Annotated in this window: 17 protein-coding genes; 16 read left to right on the forward strand and 1 reads right to left on the reverse strand. The window is 66.0% G+C overall.

The annotated features are described in order from the left end of the window. The first annotated feature begins 30 nt into the window (after positions 1-30). The 16 genes from nuoG to aroA all read left to right on the forward strand — a co-directional run bounded on the left by nuoG (position 31) and on the right by aroA (position 16,495). A complete protein-coding gene (gene nuoG, locus AQY21_RS04260; protein WP_058096551.1) occupies positions 31-2,049 on the forward strand; it encodes an NADH-quinone oxidoreductase subunit NuoG in 2,019 nt (672 codons plus the stop codon). Positions 2,050-2,054: 5 nt separating this feature from the next. Then, entirely contained in the window at positions 2,055-2,822 is a 768-nt protein-coding gene (locus tag AQY21_RS04265) for a hypothetical protein (protein ID WP_058096635.1), read from the forward strand. An 18-nt stretch (positions 2,823-2,840) separates the two neighbouring features. Next, a complete protein-coding gene (gene nuoH / locus AQY21_RS04270; RefSeq protein WP_058096552.1) occupies positions 2,841-3,878 on the forward strand; it encodes an NADH-quinone oxidoreductase subunit NuoH in 1,038 nt (345 codons plus the stop codon). A gap of 3 nt (positions 3,879-3,881) precedes the next feature. Next, entirely contained in the window at positions 3,882-4,064 is a 183-nt protein-coding gene (locus tag AQY21_RS04275) for a hypothetical protein (protein WP_058096553.1), read from the forward strand. Next, complete coding sequence (nuoI, locus tag AQY21_RS04280; RefSeq protein ID WP_011748524.1) at positions 4,064-4,555, forward strand: NADH-quinone oxidoreductase subunit NuoI; 492 nt, start codon at positions 4,064-4,066, stop codon at positions 4,553-4,555. Before AQY21_RS04275 ends, nuoI begins: the two co-directional genes overlap by 1 nt. Beyond that, positions 4,552-4,956: a carboxymuconolactone decarboxylase family protein gene (locus AQY21_RS04285; RefSeq protein ID WP_058096554.1), complete on the forward strand. Its 405-nt coding sequence runs from the start codon at positions 4,552-4,554 to the stop codon at positions 4,954-4,956. Before nuoI ends, AQY21_RS04285 begins: the two co-directional genes overlap by 4 nt. Continuing rightward, entirely contained in the window at positions 4,953-5,555 is a 603-nt protein-coding gene (locus AQY21_RS04290) for an NADH-quinone oxidoreductase subunit J (RefSeq protein ID WP_058096555.1), read from the forward strand. The genes AQY21_RS04285 and AQY21_RS04290 overlap by 4 nt, the downstream gene beginning before the upstream one ends. Positions 5,556-5,654: 99 nt before the next feature. After that, positions 5,655-5,960 (forward strand): NADH-quinone oxidoreductase subunit NuoK, encoded by a 306-nt coding sequence (gene nuoK / locus AQY21_RS04295; RefSeq protein WP_010392916.1) that lies wholly within the window; start codon positions 5,655-5,657, stop codon positions 5,958-5,960. 6 nt (positions 5,961-5,966) lie between these two features. Continuing rightward, positions 5,967-8,072 carry an NADH-quinone oxidoreductase subunit L gene (nuoL, locus tag AQY21_RS04300; RefSeq protein ID WP_058096556.1) on the forward strand — a complete coding sequence of 702 codons (2,106 nt, stop codon included), beginning with the start codon at positions 5,967-5,969 and terminating at the stop codon, positions 8,070-8,072. A 1-nt stretch (position 8,073) separates the two neighbouring features. Continuing rightward, positions 8,074-9,615, forward strand: a complete 1,542-nt coding sequence (locus tag AQY21_RS04305; RefSeq protein ID WP_058096557.1) for an NADH-quinone oxidoreductase subunit M — start codon at positions 8,074-8,076, stop codon at positions 9,613-9,615. 9 nt (positions 9,616-9,624) lie between these two features. Continuing rightward, positions 9,625-11,124 (forward strand): NADH-quinone oxidoreductase subunit NuoN, encoded by a 1,500-nt coding sequence (nuoN, locus tag AQY21_RS04310; RefSeq protein ID WP_058096558.1) that lies wholly within the window; start codon positions 9,625-9,627, stop codon positions 11,122-11,124. Then, positions 11,117-11,875 (forward strand): biotin--[acetyl-CoA-carboxylase] ligase, encoded by a 759-nt coding sequence (locus AQY21_RS04315; RefSeq protein WP_058096636.1) that lies wholly within the window; start codon positions 11,117-11,119, stop codon positions 11,873-11,875. The genes nuoN and AQY21_RS04315 overlap by 8 nt, the downstream gene beginning before the upstream one ends. Before the next feature lie 3 nt (positions 11,876-11,878). Then, positions 11,879-12,658 carry a type III pantothenate kinase gene (locus AQY21_RS04320; RefSeq protein WP_058096559.1) on the forward strand — a complete coding sequence of 260 codons (780 nt, stop codon included), beginning with the start codon at positions 11,879-11,881 and terminating at the stop codon, positions 12,656-12,658. After that, on the forward strand, positions 12,651-14,327 hold the full coding sequence (locus AQY21_RS04325; protein WP_058096560.1) for a ribonuclease J: 1,677 nt from the start codon (positions 12,651-12,653) through the stop codon (positions 14,325-14,327). Before AQY21_RS04320 ends, AQY21_RS04325 begins: the two co-directional genes overlap by 8 nt. 50 nt (positions 14,328-14,377) lie before the next feature. Continuing rightward, the gene (locus AQY21_RS04330) at positions 14,378-15,079 is read left to right on the forward strand and encodes a tRNA (guanosine(46)-N(7))-methyltransferase TrmB (protein ID WP_058096561.1); all 702 of its coding nucleotides are present in this window, start codon (positions 14,378-14,380) and stop codon (positions 15,077-15,079) included. An 84-nt stretch (positions 15,080-15,163) separates the two neighbouring features. Next, positions 15,164-16,495, forward strand: a complete 1,332-nt coding sequence (aroA, locus tag AQY21_RS04335; protein ID WP_058096637.1) for a 3-phosphoshikimate 1-carboxyvinyltransferase — start codon at positions 15,164-15,166, stop codon at positions 16,493-16,495. A gap of 144 nt (positions 16,496-16,639) precedes the next feature. Here the strand turns inward: aroA and AQY21_RS04340 are convergent, their stop codons facing one another. Continuing rightward, a complete protein-coding gene (locus AQY21_RS04340) occupies positions 16,640-18,544 on the reverse strand; it encodes a propionyl-CoA synthetase (RefSeq protein ID WP_058096562.1) in 1,905 nt (634 codons plus the stop codon). Positions 18,545-18,723 lie beyond the last annotated feature (179 nt).

The following is an 18,723-nucleotide window of genomic DNA, read 5'->3' on the forward strand; positions in this document are numbered from 1 at the left end:
GCTTCGTCGCGCGGGATAAGGGAAGACAAGATGGCAGATCTTCGCAAGATCAAGATCGACGACAGGATTATCGAGGTCGATCCCAACATGACGCTGATCCAGGCCTGCGAACTGGCCGGGGTCGAGGTGCCGCGTTTCTGCTATCACGAGCGGCTGTCGATCGCCGGCAACTGCCGCATGTGCCTGGTCGAGGTGGTGGGTGGCCCGCCCAAGCCCGCCGCCTCCTGCGCCATGCAGGTCAAGGACCTGCGCCCCGGCCCGGACGGCGCGCCCTCCGAGATCCGCACCAACTCGCCCATGGTCAAGAAAGCCCGCGAGGGGGTGATGGAGTTCCTGCTCATCAACCACCCGCTCGATTGCCCGATCTGCGACCAGGGCGGCGAATGCGACCTGCAAGACCAGGCCATGGCCTATGGCGTCGATTTCAGCCGCTATCGCGAGCCGAAGCGTGCTTCGGAGGACCTGAACCTCGGCCCGCTGGTCGAGACGCATATGACCCGCTGCATCTCCTGCACCCGCTGCGTGCGCTTCACCACCGAGGTGGCGGGCATCACCCAGATGGGCCAGACCGGCCGCGGCGAGGACAGCGAGATCACCAGCTATCTGAACCAGACGCTGGAATCGAACATGCAGGGCAACATCATCGACCTCTGCCCGGTCGGCGCGCTGGTCAGCAAGCCCTATGCCTTCACCGCCCGGCCTTGGGAGCTGACCAAGACCGAATCCATCGACGTGATGGATGCGCTGGGGTCGAACATCCGCGTCGACACCAAGGGCCGCGAGGTCATGCGCATCCTGCCGCGCAACCATGACGGCGTGAACGAGGAATGGATTTCCGACAAGACCCGCTTCGTCTGGGACGGGCTGCGCCGGCAGCGTCTGGACCGGCCCTATATCCGTGAGAACGGCCGGTTGCGCCCGGCCAGTTGGCCGGAGGCGCTGGAGGCCGCCGCCCGTGCGATGAAGGGCAGGAAGGTTGCCGGCCTGGTCGGCGATCTGGTCCCGACTGAGGCGGCCTTCAGCCTGAAGCAACTGATCGAGGGGCTGGGGGGCAAGGTCGAATGCCGCACCGACGGCGCCCGGCTGCCCATCGGCAACCGTTCGGCCTATGTCGGCACGGCGCGGATCGAGGATATCGACCAGGCCAGGCGCATCCTGCTGATCGGCACCAATCCCCGCGACGAGGCGCCGGTGCTGAACGCCCGCATCCGCAAGGCCTGGGCGCATGGCGCGCAGGTCGAGCTGGTCGGCGAGGCGGTGGACCTGACCTATGACTATCAGCATTTCGGCAACGACCGCGCCGCGCTGGCCAAGCTCGCGGACGAGGATCTGTCGAACAAGGATGGCGCGCCCGGCATCGTCATCGTCGGCCAGGGCGCGCTGCGCGAGGCGGATGGCGAGGCGGTGCTGGCCCATGCCATGCGCCTCTGCGAGCGGGGCGATTGCAAGCTTCTGGTGCTGCACACTGCCGCCGGGCGCGTCGGCGCGATGGATGTCGGCGCGGTGACCGAAGGCGGGCTGCTGGCCGCCATCGAGGGCGCCGAGGTGATCTACAATCTCGGCGCGGACGAGGTGGATATCGACCATGGGCCCTTCGTGATCTATCAGGGCAGCCATGGCGACCGCGGCGCGCATCGCGCCGACATCATCCTGCCCGGCGCCTGCTATACCGAGGAAAGCGGTCTGTTCGTGAATACCGAAGGCCGGCCGCAACTGGCCGTGCGGGCCAATTTCGCGCCGGGCGAGGGCAAGGAGAACTGGGCGATCCTGCGCGCGCTCTCGGCCGAGCTGGGCGCGACCCAGCCCTGGGACAGCCTGGCCGGGCTGCGCCGCAAGCTGGTCGAGGCCGTGCCGCATCTGGCCCAGATCGACCAGGTGCCGCCGAACGAATGGCAGCCGCTCGACCGGTTCGACCTGGGGCAGGCGAGCTTCCGCTATGCGATCAAGGATTTCTACCTGACCAACCCCATCGCGCGCTCCTCGCCGCTGATGGGCGAGCTTTCGGCGATGGCCGCGGCCCGCAAGGCCCCGGCGCTGGCGGCGGAGTGATGCAGATGCGGTCCCGCCTTGCCCTGCTGACCGGGATCGGCGCCCTGGCCCTGCTGGCCGGCTGCGGCGCGACCAAGGATGCGCGCCCGCGGCCCAAGCCGGCCGAGCTGGGCGTGGCGGTGCTGCAAAGCGACGCAGGTGCGCCGGACAAGAAGGTGCTGACCAAGGGCCGGATCTCGACCAAATCGGGCGAGATCCTGATTCTCGAGCCCGACGGTTCGATCAGCGAAATGGCGCTGGACAGTCCCGAGGGCCGCGATGCCTTCGCCGTGACCGAGGCCGATCTGATGGCCCTGAACGCGAATCTGGAGCTGGACCTGTCCGGGCTGCCGGACATGGGGCCGGTGCGCAAGCGCGAGCCCACGGCGCAGGAAAGGGCGCTGGCCGAATTCGCGGCCCGCACCCGCCCGCTGCGGCTGAACCTGCCGGCCAGCTTCGAGGCCGATCTCCAGGACTTCCAGGGGGCGCAGGTCGCCTCGCTGGCCAGTTCGCGCAAGGGGGGCGACAGCCTGGTGGAAGTGACGGCAAACCTGCGCGGCGGGGTGGACGCCGACACCGCCTTCGCCTATGCCACATGCGCGCTGGCCAGCTGGGCCGATGCGAAAGGGGCGCCCTATGCCCGGCACATCCGCACGCTCCGGGACAAGCGCAACGGCAAGATGGTCGTCGGCTCGGTCTTCACGCTTTCCGAGAGAAAACCGATGGGCCTGACGGTGATGACAACGAAACAGACCTTGCAGGAATGCAAGGCACGCGGCATTCCCGCGGCGTGATGAGAGGGACGAAAGATCATGGCTGAATTCTGGGCCTCGCCCTACGGTTTCGCACTCAGCCTGCTCTTGCAGGGTCTGGCGGTCATCGCCTTCGTCATGGGCTCGCTGATCTTCATGGTCTACGGCGACCGCAAGATCTGGGCGGCGGTGCAGATGCGCCGCGGCCCGAACGTGGTCGGTCCCTGGGGCCTGTTGCAGACCTTCGCCGACGCGCTGAAATATGTCGTCAAGGAAATCGTCATCCCGGCCGGCGCCGACAAGGTCGTCTATTTCCTGGCGCCCTTCCTGTCGATGATGCTGGCGCTGTTCGCCTTTGTCGTCATTCCCTTCGACGAGGGTTGGGTGATGGCGAACATCAATGTCGGCATCCTGTTCATCTTCGCCGCCTCCTCGCTCGAGGTCTACGGCGTCATCATGGGCGGCTGGGCCTCGAACTCGAAATACCCGTTCCTCGCCTCGCTGCGCTCGGCGGCGCAGATGATCTCCTATGAGGTGTCGCTGGGCCTCATCATCATCGGCGTCATCATCTCGGCCGGCTCGATGAACCTGACCGCCATCGTCGAGGCGCAGCGCGGCGACTATGGGCTGCTGAACTGGTTCTGGCTGCCGCATCTGCCGATGGTGGTGCTGTTCTTCGTCTCGGCCCTGGCCGAGTGCAACCGCCCGCCCTTCGATCTGGTCGAGGCCGAATCCGAACTGGTGGCGGGCTTCATGACCGAATATTCGTCCACGCCCTACCTGCTGTTCATGGCGGGCGAATACATCGCCATGTATCTGATGTGCGCGCTCTTGTCGCTGCTGTTCTTCGGTGGCTGGCTGTCGCCGGTGCCGTTCATCGCCGACGGCTGGTGGTGGATGGTCATCAAGATGTGGTTCTGGTTCTACATGTTCGCCATGGTCAAGGCGATCGTGCCGCGCTACCGCTACGACCAGCTGATGCGCATCGGCTGGAAGGTGTTCCTGCCCCTGTCGCTGGGCTGGGTGGTGCTGGTGGCGATCCTGGCGCGCTATGAAGTGCTGGGCAGCTTCTGGGCCCGCTTCACGGTCGGAGGATAAGCCATGTATTCCAACAAGCTAGCCGAGGCATTTGCCAAAGCCAGTGAGACCGACAAGGTGGAGCTGGCGCATTTCCTCGCCAACAATCTGGACAGTGCGGAGCAAGCGCGGGACAGCGCCCGCATCCGGGACTATGTCGCCGCGTTCGACCGTTTCGCGGCGCCGCGGCAAGGGGAGCAGTTCTGATGGCCTTCGATTTCGCCCGTGCCACCAAGTATTTCCTGATGTGGGATTTCATCAAGGGCTTCGGCCTGGGGATGCGCTATTTCGTCTCGCCCAAGCCGACGCTGAACTACCCGCATGAGAAGGGCCCGCTGTCGCCGCGCTTCCGTGGCGAGCATGCGTTGCGCCGCTATCCCAACGGCGAGGAACGCTGCATCGCCTGCAAGCTCTGCGAGGCGGTCTGCCCGGCCCAGGCCATCACCATCGACGCCGAACCGCGCGAGGACGGCAGCCGCCGCACCACACGCTACGACATCGACATGACGAAATGCATCTATTGCGGCTTCTGCCAGGAGGCCTGCCCGGTCGATGCCATCGTCGAGGGGCCGAACTTCGAATACGCCACCGAGACCCGCGAGGAGCTGTTCTACGACAAGCAGAAGCTGCTTGCGAACGGCGAACGTTGGGAGGCCGAGATCGCCCGCAACCTGCAACTGGATGCGCCCTACCGATGACCGATGCGTTCACCAAGCTTTTCGCGCAGATGATGGCCTCGGGCCAGGAGATGGCGCGCGCCCTCAACCCGGCGCTTGAGCATTTCGACATGCGCGCCATGGAAAAGCTGGTGCCGACGATTCCCGCCGACATGCTGGAAATGTGGTTCGGCAAGACCTTCAACCGCGAGGGGCTGGACGCCAAGACGCGCCTGCTTCTCACCATCGGCGCGATCACCGTTCAGGGCGCGCTGGCCGAGCCGCAGCTGCGCATGACCATCCGTCAGGCGCTGGCGGCCGGCGCCACCAAACGCGAGATCGCCGAGACGATCTTTCAGATGAGCATGTTCGGCGGGCTGCCTGCGATGCAGAAGGCGCTCGAGATCGCCCAGAGCGTCTATGCCGAGGAGGACGAGGAATGATGACCTTCGCTTTCTACCTGTTCGCGATCAGCGCCTGCGTCGCGGGCTTCATGGTCGTGATCGGCCGCAACCCGGTGCATTCGGTGCTGTGGCTGATCCTGGCCTTTCTGGCTTCGGCCGGCCTGTTCGTGCTGCAAGGCGCGGAATTCGTCGCCATGCTGCTGGTCGTCGTCTATGTCGGCGCGGTGGCGGTGTTGTTCCTGTTCGTCGTGATGATGCTGGACGTCGATTTCGCCGAGCTGAAGGGCGAGTTGGCGCGCTATCTGCCGCTGGCGCTGGTGATCGGCGTCGTGCTGCTGGCGCAGCTGGGCATCGCCTTCTCGGGCTGGACGCCCTCGGACCAGGCCGAGAGCCTGCGCGCCGCGCCGGTGGATTCCGCGGTCGAGAACACCTTCGGCCTGGGCATGGTGCTGTATGACCGCTATGTGCTGATGTTCCAGCTTGCCGGGCTGGTGCTGCTGGTGGCGATGATCGGGGCGATCGTGCTGACCATGCGCCACCGCAAGGACGTCAAGCGCCAGAACGTGCTGGAGCAGATGTGGCGCGACCCGGCCAAGACGATGGAGCTGAAGGACGTCAAGCCGGGACAGGGGCTTTGAACGCGGCGGGCTGGACCGCGACAGCCATCGGGATCGCCTCCGCGGTCCCAGTAGCAAACGGATATTTCAACGGGTGAACGACCCGGAGGGACCAGGACGATGATCGGATTGACTCATTATCTTGTTGTGGGGGCGATACTGTTCGTCACCGGCATTTTCGGGATCTTCGTGAACCGAAAGAACGTCATCGTCATCCTGATGTCGATCGAGCTGATGCTCCTGGCGGTGAACATCAACTTCGTCGCCTTCTCGACCCATCTGGGCGACCTGGCCGGGCAGGTCTTCACCATGTTCGTGCTGACCGTCGCCGCCGCCGAGGCCGCCATCGGCCTGGCGATCCTGGTGGTCTTCTTCCGCAACCGCGGCACCATCGCGGTGGAAGACGTCAACGTGATGAAGGGATAAGCGGCCATGGAAAAATTCGTCCTCTTTGCGCCGCTCATCGCGTCGCTGATCGCCGGCCTGGGCTGGCGGGCGATCGGCGAGAAGGCTGCGCAATACCTGACCACTGGCGTCCTGTTCCTCAGCTGCCTCATCAGCTGGTACCTGTTCCTGTCCTTCGACGGCGTGCCGCGGCACATTCCGGTGCTCGACTGGGTCGTGACCGGCGATTTCCATGCCGAATGGGCGATCCGGCTGGACCGGCTGACCGCGATCATGCTGATCGTGGTGACCACGGTCTCGGCGCTCGTGCACATGTATTCGCTGGGCTACATGGCCCATGACGACAACTGGACGCATGACGAGCATTACAAGGCGCGCTTCTTCGCCTATCTCTCGTTCTTCACCTTCGCCATGCTGATGCTGGTGACGGCGGACAACCTCTTGCAGATGTTCTTCGGCTGGGAGGGCGTGGGCGTCGCCTCCTACCTGCTCATCGGCTTCTACTACAAGAAGGCCAGCGCCAATGCCGCGGCGATCAAGGCCTTCATCGTCAACCGCGTCGGCGATTTCGGCTTCCTGCTGGGCATCTTCGGCCTCTACTGGCTGACCGGCTCGGTCCAGTTCGACGAGATTTTCCGCCAGGTGCCGCAGCTTGCGCAGACCGAGATGCATTTCCTGTGGCGCGACTGGAACGCCGCGAACCTGCTGGGCTTCCTGTTGTTCGTCGGCGCCATGGGCAAGTCGGCGCAGCTCTTGCTGCACACCTGGCTGCCGGACGCGATGGAAGGCCCGACCCCGGTCTCGGCGCTGATCCACGCCGCGACCATGGTGACCGCCGGCGTGTTCCTGGTCTGCCGCATGTCGCCGCTTTACGAATTTGCGCCGGACGCCAAGACCTTCATCGTCATCATCGGCGCCACCACCGCCTTCTTCGCCGCGACCGTCGGCCTGGTGCAGAACGACATCAAGCGCGTCATCGCCTATTCGACCTGTTCGCAGCTGGGCTACATGTTCGTGGCGGCGGGCGTCGGCGTCTATTCGGCGGCCATGTTCCACCTGCTGACCCATGCCTTCTTCAAGGCCATGCTGTTCCTGGGCGCCGGCTCGGTGATCCATGCCATGCATCACGAGCAGGACATGCGGAACTATGGCGGGCTGCGGAAGAAGATCCCGCTGACCTTCTGGGCGATGATGATCGGCACCTTCGCCATCACCGGCGTCGGCATCCCGCTGACCCATCTGGGCTTCGCCGGCTTCCTGTCCAAGGACGCGATCATCGAAAGCGCCTATGCGGGCAGCGGCTATGCCTTCTGGCTGCTGGTTATCGCGGCCTGCTTCACCAGCTTCTACAGCTGGCGGCTGATCTTCCTGACCTTCTACGGCAAGCCGCGCGGCGACCATCATGCCCATGACCATGCGCATGAAAGTCCGCCGGTGATGACCATCCCGCTGGGCGTGCTGGCCATCGGCGCGGTCTTTGCCGGCATGGTCTGGTATGGTCCCTTCTTCGGCGACCATCACAAGGTCACGGAATATTTCCACATCGCCGGCGCACATGAAGCGGCGGAGGGCGAAGACGCCGAGCATGCGACCGCCGAGGCTCCGGTGGAGCATGTCGCCGCAGACACCGCGACCGAGGGCGAGCCCGCCGCCGAGGCCGCCCATGCCGAGGTCGCCGCGCCGGTCGGCGGCGCGATCTACATGCATCCCGACAACCATATCATGGACGAGGCGCATCACGCGCCGGCCTGGGTCAAGGTCTCGCCCTTCATCGCCATGCTGCTGGGGCTGATCACGGCCTGGACCTTCTACATCGCCAATCCGTCGCTGCCCAAGCGGCTGGCGGCGCAGCAGCCGGCGCTGTATCAGTTCCTGCTCAACAAATGGTATTTCGACGAGATCTACGATTTCATCTTCGTCCGCCCGGCGAAATGGCTTGGCCGCGCGCTGTGGAAGGGCGGCGACGGCGCCATCATCGACGGCACCATCAACGGGGTGGCCATGGGGTTGATCCCGCGGCTGACCCGCGCGGCGGTCCGGGTGCAATCGGGCTATCTGTTCCACTACGCCTTCGCGATGGTTCTGGGCATCGTGGGCTTGCTGATCTGGGTGATGATGCGGGGCGCGCACTGACATGACGAACCTTCTTTCCATCATCACCTTCCTGCCGATCGTCGCCGCCATCATCATGGCGCTGTTCCTGCGCGGCCAGGACGAGGCCGCGGCGCGCAACGCCAAGTGGCTGGCGCTGCTGACCACCACGGCGACCTTCGTGATCTCGCTTTTCGTGCTGTTCCGCTTCGACCCGGCCAATACCGGCTTCCAGTTCGTCGAGGATCACGCCTGGATCATGGGGCTGCGCTACAAGATGGGCGTGGATGGCATCTCGGTGCTGTTCGTGCTGCTGACCACCTTCATGATGCCGCTGACCATCCTTTCGACCTGGCAGGTTCAGGACAAGGTCAAGGAATACATGATCGCCTTCCTGGTGCTGGAGGGGCTGATGATCGGCGTCTTCACCGCGCTCGACCTGGTGCTGTTCTACCTGTTCTTCGAGGCTGGGCTGATCCCGATGTTCCTGATCATCGGCATCTGGGGCGGCAAGGACCGCATCTACGCGTCCTTCAAGTTCTTCCTCTACACCTTCCTCGGCTCGGTGCTGATGCTGGTGGCGATGATCGCCATGTATCGCATGGCGGGCACCACCGACATCCCGACGCTGCTGACCTTCGACTTCCCGTCCGACAACTTCCGCCTGCTGGGCATGACGGTGGTCGGCGGCATGCAGATGCTGCTGTTCCTGGCCTTCTTCGCCAGCTTCGCGGTGAAGATGCCGATGTGGCCGGTCCATACCTGGCTGCCCGACGCGCACGTCCAGGCGCCGACCGCCGGCTCGGTGCTGCTGGCCGCCGTGCTGCTGAAGATGGGCGGCTACGGCTTCCTGCGCTTCTCGCTGCCGATGTTCCCGGTCGCCAGCGGCGTGGCCCAGCCCTATGTGTTCTGGCTGTCGGCCATCGCCATCGTCTATACCTCGCTGGTGGCGCTGGCGCAGTCGGACATGAAGAAGGTCATCGCCTATTCCTCGGTCGCCCATATGGGCTACGTGACCATGGGCGTCTTTGCCGCGAACCAGATCGGCGTCGATGGCGCGATCTTCCAGATGCTGTCGCACGGCTTCATCTCGGGCGCGCTGTTCCTTTGCGTCGGCGTGATCTACGACCGCATGCACACGCGCGAGATCGACGCCTATGGCGGGCTGGTGAACCGGATGCCGGCCTATGCGGCGGTGTTCATGTTCTTCACCATGGCGAACGTGGGCCTGCCCGGCACCTCGGGCTTCGTGGGCGAGTTCCTGACGCTGATGGGGGTCTTCCGCGTCGATACTTGGGTGGCGCTGGTCGCGACCTCGGGGGTGATCCTGTCGGCGGCCTATGCGCTCTGGCTCTATCGCCGGGTAACGCTGGGCCAGCTCATCAAGGAAAGCCTCAAGTCGATCACCGACATGACCCCGCGCGAGCGTTGGGTGTTCATCCCGCTGATCGCCATGACACTGATCCTGGGCGTCTATCCGCGGCTCGTCACCGACGTGACCGGCCCCGCGGTCGCAGCACTCGTCCAAGATTACAACCAGAGCCAGCCGGCGGCACCCGTCGCCACGGCCCAAGCCAGCCACTAGGGGACGGACATGACCTCGCTCGATTTCTCGACCATTCTGCCCGAGGTGGTGCTGGCCGGTTACGCCCTCGCCGCCCTGATGGCGGGGGCCTATCTCGGCAAGGACAGGCTGGCCCGGACGCTGCTTTGGGTCACGGTCGCGGCCTTCCTGATCGTCGCGGCTATGGTGGGCCTGGGCAACCATGTCGATGGCACCGCCTTCCATGGCATGTTCATCGACGACGGCTTCTCGCGCTTTGCCAAGGTGGTGACGCTGGTCGCCGCCGCCGGCGTGCTGGCGATGAGCGCCGATTACATGCAGCGCCGCAACATGCTGCGCTTCGAGTTCCCGATCATCGTCGCGCTGGCGGTGCTGGGCATGATGTTCATGGTCTCGGCCGGCGACCTCTTGACCCTCTACATGGGGCTGGAGCTGCAATCGCTGGCGCTTTACGTCGTCGCCGCCATGCGCCGCGACTCGGTGCGCTCGTCCGAGGCGGGGCTGAAATACTTCGTCCTCGGCTCGCTTTCCTCGGGCCTGCTGCTCTATGGCGCCTCGCTGGTCTACGGCTTTGCCGGCACCACCGGGTTCGACGGCATCATCTCGACCATCCAGGGCGGCCATCTGTCGCTGGGCGTGCTGTTCGGCCTGGTCTTCATGCTGGTGGGCCTGGCCTTCAAGGTCTCGGCCGTGCCTTTCCACATGTGGACCCCGGACGTCTATGAGGGCTCGCCCACCCCGGTCACCGCCTTTTTCGCCACCGCGCCCAAGGTCGCGGCCATGGCGCTGATCGCACGGCTGGTCTTCGACGCCTTCGGCCATGTCATCGGCGACTGGAGCCAGATCGTCGCCGCGTTGGCGGTGATGTCGATGTTCCTGGGCTCGATCGCCGGGATCGGCCAGACCAACATCAAGCGGCTGATGGCCTATTCCTCGATCGCGCATATGGGCTTTGCCCTGGTCGGCTTGGCCGCCGGCACGGCCATCGGCGTGCAGAACATGCTGCTCTACATGACCATCTATGCGGTGATGAACATCGGCACCTTCGCCTTCATCCTGTCGATGGAGCGTGACGGCGTGCCGGTGACCGACCTTGCCGCGCTGAACCGCTTTGCCTGGACCGATCCGGTCAAGGCGCTGGCCATGCTGGTGCTGATGTTCAGCCTTGCCGGCGTGCCGCCGACGCTGGGCTTCTTTGCCAAGTTCGGCGTGCTGACGGCGGCGGTCGATGCCGGCATGGGCTGGCTGGCGGTGCTGGGCGTGATCGCCTCGGTCATCGGCGCCTTCTATTACCTGCGCATCGTCTATTACATGTATTTCGGCGCCGAGACCGAGGGCATGACCTCGCGCATGGGCGCGGTGCAATACCTGGCGCTGATGGTGCCGGCGCTGGTGATGCTGGTGGGCGCGATCAGCATGTTCGGCGTCGATGCCGCCGCCGGCCGCGCCGCCGAGACGCTGGTCGGTCCGGTCGCCGCGGTCGAACAGCCCGCCGATCCGGCGCAAGCCGAGCCCGCGCAAGGTGAGTGATCCCTGGCCCGAGGGCGTGGCCCGCCATGTGCTGGCCCGCGCCGACAGCACCAATGCCGAGGCGCTGAGGCTGGCGCCCGGCCTTTCCGGTCCGGCCTGGGTGATGGCCCGCGAGCAATTCGCGGGCCGTGGCCGTCGCGGCCGGGACTGGATGATGCCGGAGGGGAACTTTGCCGGCACGCTGGTGACGCGGCCCAAGGGCGGCCCGTTGGGTGCGGCGCAGCTTTCCTTCGTCGCGGCGCTGGCGCTTTACGACGCGCTTGCCGATGCCTGCGGCCCGGCTGCGCGGCTGGCGATCAAATGGCCGAACGACGTGTTGCTGAACGGCGGCAAGGTGGCGGGCATCCTGCTGGAAAGCGCGGGCTCGGGTCCGGGCGTGCAGGCCGTCGCGGTCGGCATCGGCGTGAACCTGGCTGCCGCGCCGGATGCCAGCGCGGTCGAGCCTGGCGCGACGCCTCCGGTTTCCGTGCGGGGCGAGACCGGCCATGCCGTCGATCCCGAGGAATTCCTGGACCTGCTGGCGCCGGCCTTCGCGCGCTGGCAGTCGCAGCTGGACACTTATGGCTTCGCGCCGATCCGCAACGCCTGGCTGGCCCGTGCCGCCCGGCTGGGCCAGCCGATCATCGCCCGCACCGGCACGACCGAGAGCCACGGCATCTTCGAGGGCATCGACGACAGCGGTGCGCTGATACTGCGCGGTCCGGCGGGGCGGCAGGTCATCCCCGCCGCCGACGTCTATTTCGGAGGCTAGGCCATGCTGCTTTGCATCGACACCGGCAACACCAACACGGTCTTCTCGGTCTGGGACGGCGAGAAATTCGTCGGGCTGTGGCGCATTTCGACCGATCACCGGCGCACGGCGGACGAATATTTCGTCTGGCTTTCCACGCTGATTTCCTTGCAGAAGCTGGAACTCAGCATCGATGCCTGCATCATCAGCTCGACTGCGCCGCGGGTGGTGTTCAATCTGCGCGTGCTCTGCAACCGCTATTTCGACACCCGCCCGCTGGTGGTGGGCAAGCCGGACTGCCTGCTGCCGGTGGCGCCCCGCGTCGATTTCGGCACTGTTGTCGGGCCCGACCGGCTGGTGAACACCTGGGGGGCGTTCGAGCGGCACGGGCCGGACCTGATCGTGGTCGATTTCGGCACCGCGACGACCTTCGACGTCGTGGATACCGACGGGGCCTATGTCGGCGGCGTCATCGCGCCGGGGGTGAACCTGTCGCTGGAGGCGCTGCACATGGGCGCGGCCAGCCTGCCGCATGTCGACGTGACCATGCCGGCCAAGGTGATCGGCACCAATACCGTGTCCTGCATCCAGTCGGGCATCTTCTGGGGCTATATCGGTCTGGTGCAGGGTGTGGTGGACAAGATCCGCGAGGAACGCGGCCGGCCCATGAAGGTTATCGCCACGGGCGGGCTGGCGCCGCTTTTCGACCAGGGATTTGATTTGTTCGACGCGATCGAGGACGATTTGACCATGCATGGCCTGCGCCTGATCCATGATTACAACAAGGAGATGGGCAATGGCTGAGCGCCTGATCTATCTGCCGCTGGGCGGCGCGGGCGAAATCGGCATGAACGCCTATGTCTACGGCTATGGCCAGCCGGGGCGCGAACGGCTGATCGTCGTCGATCTGGGCGTGACCTTCGGCGACATGGATTCTGCGCCGGGCATCGACCTGATCATGGCCGATGTCGCCTGGCTGGAGGCGAACCGCGACCGTATCGACGCCATCTTCATCACCCACGGGCACGAGGATCACGTCGGCGCGCTCGGCCTGCTCTGGCCCAAGCTGCAAAAGCCGGTGCATTGCCGCCGCTTCACCGGCGCGCTGGCGCGACTGAAGCTGGAGGAGGCCGGCCAGCCCGTCGATCAGCTGCATATCCATGCCCCGCGCCCCGATGTGGTGACCGCCGGCCCGTTCCGGGTGCAATTCGTCCCGGTCAGCCATTCGATCCCGGAAAGCTCGGCGCTGATCATCGACACGCCGGCAGGCCGGATCGTGCATACCGGCGATTTCAAGCTGGACGGCACCCCGGTGGTGGGCGAGGCCTTCGACCCGATCCTCTGGCACGACATCGCCAATGAAGGGCAGGGGATCAAGGTGCTGACCTGCGATTCCACCAATGTCTTCTCGCCCCATCCCGGCCGGTCCGAGGCGGTGCTGGCCAATCCGCTGCTGGATTTCGTCATGGCGCAGCGGCAGATGGTGGTGGCGACCACCTTCGCCAGCAACATCGCCCGGCTCAAGACCCTGGCCGAGGCCGGCATCGCCGCCGGCCGCAAGATCTGCCTCCTGGGCCGGGCCATGCGCCGCATGGTCACCGTCGCGGTCGAGACCGGCATCCTGACCAATTTCCCGCCGGTGATCGGTCCCGAGGAGGCCTCGGAACTGCCGCGCGACAAGGTGCTGCTGATCGTCACCGGCAGCCAGGGCGAGCGCCGCGCCGCCAGCGCCCAGCTGTCGCGCGGCCGCTATCTGGGCATCCAGCTGAAGGACGGGGACAGCTTCCTGTTCAGCTCGCGCACCATCCCCGGCAATGAGCGCGGGGTGATCCGCATCATGAACGCGCTGTCGGAAATGGGCGTGGACCTCTATGACGCCGATGACGGGCTCTATCACGTCTCGGGCCATGCCAACCGCCCGGATATCGAGGCGGTGCACGACCTGCTGAAGCCGCAGATCGTCATTCCGATGCATGGCGAGCACATGCACCTGCGCGAACATGCCAAGCTGGCCGAGGCGCGCGGCATTCCTTCGGTGGTGGCGACCAACGGCACCATGCTGGACCTGTCCGGCCCGATGCCGCGGGTGGTGGACCAGATCGACACCGGGCGGCTGTATCTCGACGGCACGGTGCTGATCGGCGCCATGGACGGGGTGGTGCGCGACCGCATCCGCATGGCGCTGAACGGCCATGCCATGGTCTCGGTCATCATCGACGAGGACGACTCGCCGCTGCCCGACGCCTGGGTGGAACTCTCTGGCCTGCCCGAGAAAGGCCGCGCCGGCGTGCCGCTGGCCCGCAATATCGAGGCCGAGCTGGCCGAGTTCCTCGAACGCGCCGACGACCGCACGGTGATGGACGACGACCGCCTGGAAGAGGCGATCCGCAAGATCACCCGCCAGGTCTCGATGGAGGAGATCGGCAAGAAACCCGAGGTGACGGTGGTGATCTCGCGCCTGGCCGCGGAATGACTTGACCTTGCCGCATGGGCCGGGCAAAGCCGCCATTCCAAGGAAAGACCATGAGCGAATTCGACCCGCACCCTCCGCGCCGCAACTTCTACGGCCGCCGCCACGGCAAGACCCTGCGCCAGTCGCAAAAGGGCTATCTTTCCGAAGATCTGGGCGAGCTGCGCCCGCGCGGCATCACCTTCGCCGAGAACCCCGAGCGCAAGCCCGTGGACCCGGCGGCGATCTTCGGCGACGACCGGCCGGTCTGGCTCGAGGTCGGCTTCGGCGGCGGCGAGCATATGGTCCACATGGCGGCACGCTATCCCGAGATCGGCATCATCGGCTGCGAGCCCTTCATCAACGGCGTCGCCATGCTCTTGGGCAAGATCCGCAATGCCGGGGTGCAGAATGTCAGCGTGCATCCCGGCGATGCGCGCGACCTGATGGACGTGCTGCCCGACGCCTCGATCGGCAAAGCCTTCCTGAACTATCCCGACCCCTGGCCCAAGGCGCGCCATCACCGCCGCCGCTTCGTGACGCCCGAGCACCTGATCCCGCTCGCCCGCGTCATGAAGCCGGGCGCCGAATTCCGCGTCGCCACCGACATCCCCGACTATGTCCGCCAGACGCTGGAGGAGGTGCCGCCGGCCGGTTTCGAGCTGATCGGCGAAGGCCCGGAGCCCTGGGACGACTGGCCCAGCACCCGCTATGAGCAGAAGGCCCTGCGCGAGGGCCGGGTGCCGCATTACGTCACCTTTCGCCGCCGGGCCTGAAAGGTCGCCGGGGCTGATCGCCGCCGATTGCAACCCCCGCCCGTGATCGCTATCACCTTGCGCGACACGCACGAGGGGGCCTTCATGTCACATTCCGCCGAACCGCTTCCGATGACCGCCCGCCGTTCGGGCCCCCTGACCGGCGAGGCCAAGGTGCCGGGGGACAAGTCGATCAGCCACCGCGCGCTGATCCTCGGCGCGCTGTCGGTGGGCGAGACGCATATCACCGGCCTGCTGGAAGGTCAGGACGTGCTGGACACCGCCAAGGCGATGCAGGCCTTCGGCGCGCGGGTCGAGCGGCTGGGCGAGGGGGAGTGGAAGGTCAACGGCGTCGGCGTCGGCGGCTTTTCCGAGCCCGAGGGGGTGATCGACTGCGGCAATTCCGGCACCGGCGTGCGGTTGATCATGGGCGCCATGGCCACGACGCCGATCACCGCCACCTTCACCGGCGATGCCAGCCTGTCGCGCCGTCCGATGGGCCGTGTCACCGACCCGCTGGAACTTTTCGGCTGCGAGGTCACGGCGCGCGAGGGCAAGCGCTTGCCGCTCACCATCAAGGGCGCGTCCGAGCCGGTGCCGGTGCGCTACAAGACCCCGGTCGCCAGCGCCCAGATCAAGTCGGCGGTGCTGCTCGCCGGGCTCAACGCGCCGGGCGAAACGGTGGTGATCGAAGCCGAGCCGACCCGCGACCATACCGAACGCATGCTCGCCGGCTTCGGTGCCACCATCACCGCTGAGGCGACTGCCGAGGGGCATGCCATCACCCTCAAGGGCCGGCCCGAGCTGAAGCCGCAGCCGGTATCGGTGCCGCGCGATCCGTCCAGCGCCGCCTTTCCGGTGGCGGCGGCGCTGATCGTGCCGGGCTCGGAAATCCGCGTCCCCGGCGTCAGCCGCAACCCGACCCGCGACGGGCTTTATGTCACGCTGCTGGAAATGGGCGCCGACATCCGCTTCGAGAACCAGCGCAAGGAAGGTGGCGAGCCGGTCGCCGACCTGATCGTCCGTCACGGCCCGCTGAAGGGCGTGACCGTGCCGCCCGAACGCGCCGCCAGCATGATCGACGAATTCCCGATCCTCTCGGTTATCGCCTGCTTTGCCGAGGGCACCACCGTCATGCAGGGCGTCCACGAATTGCGGGTCAAGGAAAGCGACCGCATCGACGCCATGGCGGTCGGCCTGCGTGCCAATGGCGCCGAGGTCGAGGATACCGAGGATACCTTGACCGTCCACGGCAGGGGCGGGCTGCAAGGTGGCGCCACCTGCGCCACGCATCTCGACCACCGCATCGCCATGTCCTTCCTGATCGCCGGCCTCGCCTCCGAGCAGCCGGTCAGCGTGGACGACGGCGGTCCGATCGCCACTTCTTTCCCGGATTTCCTGCCGCTGATGCAAGGGCTGGGCGCCGAGATCGGCTGATCTGTTGCGGCCGGGGGCTGTCTGCCCCCGGACCCCCGAGGATACTTATGCACGAAAGAAACACAGGCGGTGCCGATGGGGCGCCGCCTGTGGTCTTTCTCCGTTGCACAAATACCCATTGCGACCGTAGCTGCCGGGCGCAGCCTAGCTCGCCTTGGCCGCTTCCGGATAGCCGATCCCGGCCAGCGCCGCGCGGATCTCGTCCAGGATGGCCGGGTCGTCGATGGTGGCGGGGGTCTTGAACGGCTCGCCATCGGCGATCTTGGCCATGGTGGCGCGCAGGATCTTGCCCGAGCGGGTCTTGGGAAGTCGGTCCACCACGCAGGCCGACTTGAAGGCGGCGACTGGGCCGATCTTGTCGCGCACCAGCCGCACCACATCCGCGATCACCCGCTCATGCGGCGTGCTCACCCCGGCCTTCAGGCACAGGAAACCGACCGGAGACTGACCCTTGAGGCTGTCCGCCACGCCGATCACCGCGCATTCGGCGACGTCGGGGTGCGAGGCCAGCACCTCCTCCATGGCGCCGGTCGAAAGCCGGTGCCCGGCGACGTTGATCACGTCGTCGGTGCGCGCCATGATGTAGAGATAGCCGTCCTCGTCGATATAGCCCGCATCGCCGGTCTCGTAATAGCCGGGGAAGTGCTCCAGATAGGATTTGCGAAAGCGCGCTTCCGCATTCCAAAGTCCCGGCAGCGTGCCAGGGGGCAAAGGCAGCTTGACCGCGATGGCGCCCAGCGTGCCAGCGGGCACTGGATGGCCGGCCTCGTCCAGCACCTGCACGTCATAGCCGGGCATTGGCACCGAGGGGCTGCCCAGCTTGGTCGGCAGGGTCTCGATGCCGATGGGATTGGCGGCGATGGCCCAGCCGGTCTCGGTTTGCCACCAGTGATCGACCACCGGCACGCCCAGATGCTCCTGCGCCCATTTCACCGTGTCGGGATCGGCGCGCTCGCCGGCCAGGAACAGGGCTTGCAGGTCGTGCAGCTTGTAGCGCTTGATCCATTTGCCCTCCGGGTCCTCGCGGCGGATGGCGCGCAGCGCGGTGGGCGCGGTGAAGAAGCTCTTGATGCGGTGGTTCTGGATGATGCGCCAGAACACGCCGGGGTGGGGCGTGCCGACCGGCTTGCCCTCGAAGACCACGGTGGTGGCGCCGGCGATCAGGGGCCCGTAGCAGATATAGGAATGCCCCACGACCCAGCCCACGTCCGAAGCGGCCCAGAAGCGGTCGCCAGCGGCGATGTTGTAGATGTTGGTCATCGACCATTGCAGCGCCACCAGATGGCCGGCGGTATGGCGCACCACGCCCTTGGGCTGGCCGGTGGTGCCCGAGGTATAGAGGATATAGGCCGGGTGGTTGCCCTCGACCGGCACGCATTCGGCGGGTTTCACGCCGTATTGGAAGCCGTGCCAGCTGAAGTCGCGGCCTTCGACCAGCTTGGCCACCTCCTGCTCGCGCTGGAAGATCACGCAGAATTCCGGCTTGTGCTCGGCCATGTCGATGGCGGCGTCGAGCAGCGGCTTGTAATGCACCACCCGGTTTGGCTCCAGCCCGCAGGAGGCGGCGATGATTGCCTTGGGCTGGCAATCGTCGATGCGCACCGCCAGCTCGTTCGCGGCGAAGCCGCCGAAGACCACGGAATGAATGGCGCCGAGCCGGGCGCAGGCCAGCATCGCCTCCAGCGCCTCGGGGATCATCGGCATGTAGATGATGACGCGGTCGCCCTTTTCGACGCCGCGCATGCGCAGCGCCCCGGCCAGCGAGGCGACGCGCTCCTGCAATTGCCGGTAGGTGATGCCCTTGGAGGAGAGTGTGATCGGGCTTTCATGCTGGATGGCGACCTGGTCGCCGCGCCCGGCCAGCACATGGCGGTCCACCGCGTTCCAGCAGGTGTTCACCAGCCCGTCCGAGAACCATTCATAGATCGGGGCCTTGTCGTCGAACAGCGCCTTCGAAGGCTTGCGCTCCCAGTCGATGGCCTCGGCGGCCTGCATCCAGAACCCCTCCGGGTCCGCCTGCCAGGCGGCGTAAACGTCACGATATGCCATGAAACAACCCCCTCCGAGTGATGTTCTGGTTGTTAGGCGAGCGAAAACCTGCCGCGCAAGGATGTTATCGCCCACAGCGACGCGCAATGCCAAAGATTTTGCAGAACATCGTCTCGGCGACGGGCGGGAATTTGCAAACGGATGGCGGTTTTGCTGGAGGCTGAAAACCCCGCGCCATT

This window comes from Paracoccus sp. MKU1 (assembly GCF_001447385.1).
GTDB lineage: Bacteria > Pseudomonadota > Alphaproteobacteria > Rhodobacterales > Rhodobacteraceae > Paracoccus.

Bases quoted from the DNA above. Each gene is read 5' to 3' on its own strand.
- nuoN (WP_058096558.1), top strand. From the start codon at position 9,625: ATGACCTCGCTCGATTTCTCGACCATTCTGCCCGAGGTGGTGCTGGCC.
- nuoG (WP_058096551.1), top strand. From the start codon at position 31: ATGGCAGATCTTCGCAAGATCAAGATCGACGACAGGATTATCGAGGTC.
- AQY21_RS04275 (WP_058096553.1), top strand. From the start codon at position 3,882: ATGTATTCCAACAAGCTAGCCGAGGCATTTGCCAAAGCCAGTGAGACC.
- AQY21_RS04330 (WP_058096561.1), top strand. From the start codon at position 14,378: ATGAGCGAATTCGACCCGCACCCTCCGCGCCGCAACTTCTACGGCCGC.
- nuoL (WP_058096556.1), top strand. From the start codon at position 5,967: ATGGAAAAATTCGTCCTCTTTGCGCCGCTCATCGCGTCGCTGATCGCC.
- aroA (WP_058096637.1), top strand. From the start codon at position 15,164: ATGTCACATTCCGCCGAACCGCTTCCGATGACCGCCCGCCGTTCGGGC.
- nuoI (WP_011748524.1), top strand. From the start codon at position 4,064: ATGGCCTTCGATTTCGCCCGTGCCACCAAGTATTTCCTGATGTGGGAT.
- AQY21_RS04265 (WP_058096635.1), top strand. From the start codon at position 2,055: ATGCGGTCCCGCCTTGCCCTGCTGACCGGGATCGGCGCCCTGGCCCTG.
- AQY21_RS04305 (WP_058096557.1), top strand. From the start codon at position 8,074: ATGACGAACCTTCTTTCCATCATCACCTTCCTGCCGATCGTCGCCGCC.
- AQY21_RS04285 (WP_058096554.1), top strand. From the start codon at position 4,552: ATGACCGATGCGTTCACCAAGCTTTTCGCGCAGATGATGGCCTCGGGC.
- AQY21_RS04290 (WP_058096555.1), top strand. From the start codon at position 4,953: ATGATGACCTTCGCTTTCTACCTGTTCGCGATCAGCGCCTGCGTCGCG.
- nuoH (WP_058096552.1), top strand. From the start codon at position 2,841: ATGGCTGAATTCTGGGCCTCGCCCTACGGTTTCGCACTCAGCCTGCTC.
- AQY21_RS04325 (WP_058096560.1), top strand. From the start codon at position 12,651: ATGGCTGAGCGCCTGATCTATCTGCCGCTGGGCGGCGCGGGCGAAATC.
- AQY21_RS04340 (WP_058096562.1), bottom strand. From the start codon at position 18,544: ATGGCATATCGTGACGTTTACGCCGCCTGGCAGGCGGACCCGGAGGGG.
- nuoK (WP_010392916.1), top strand. From the start codon at position 5,655: ATGATCGGATTGACTCATTATCTTGTTGTGGGGGCGATACTGTTCGTC.
- AQY21_RS04320 (WP_058096559.1), top strand. From the start codon at position 11,879: ATGCTGCTTTGCATCGACACCGGCAACACCAACACGGTCTTCTCGGTC.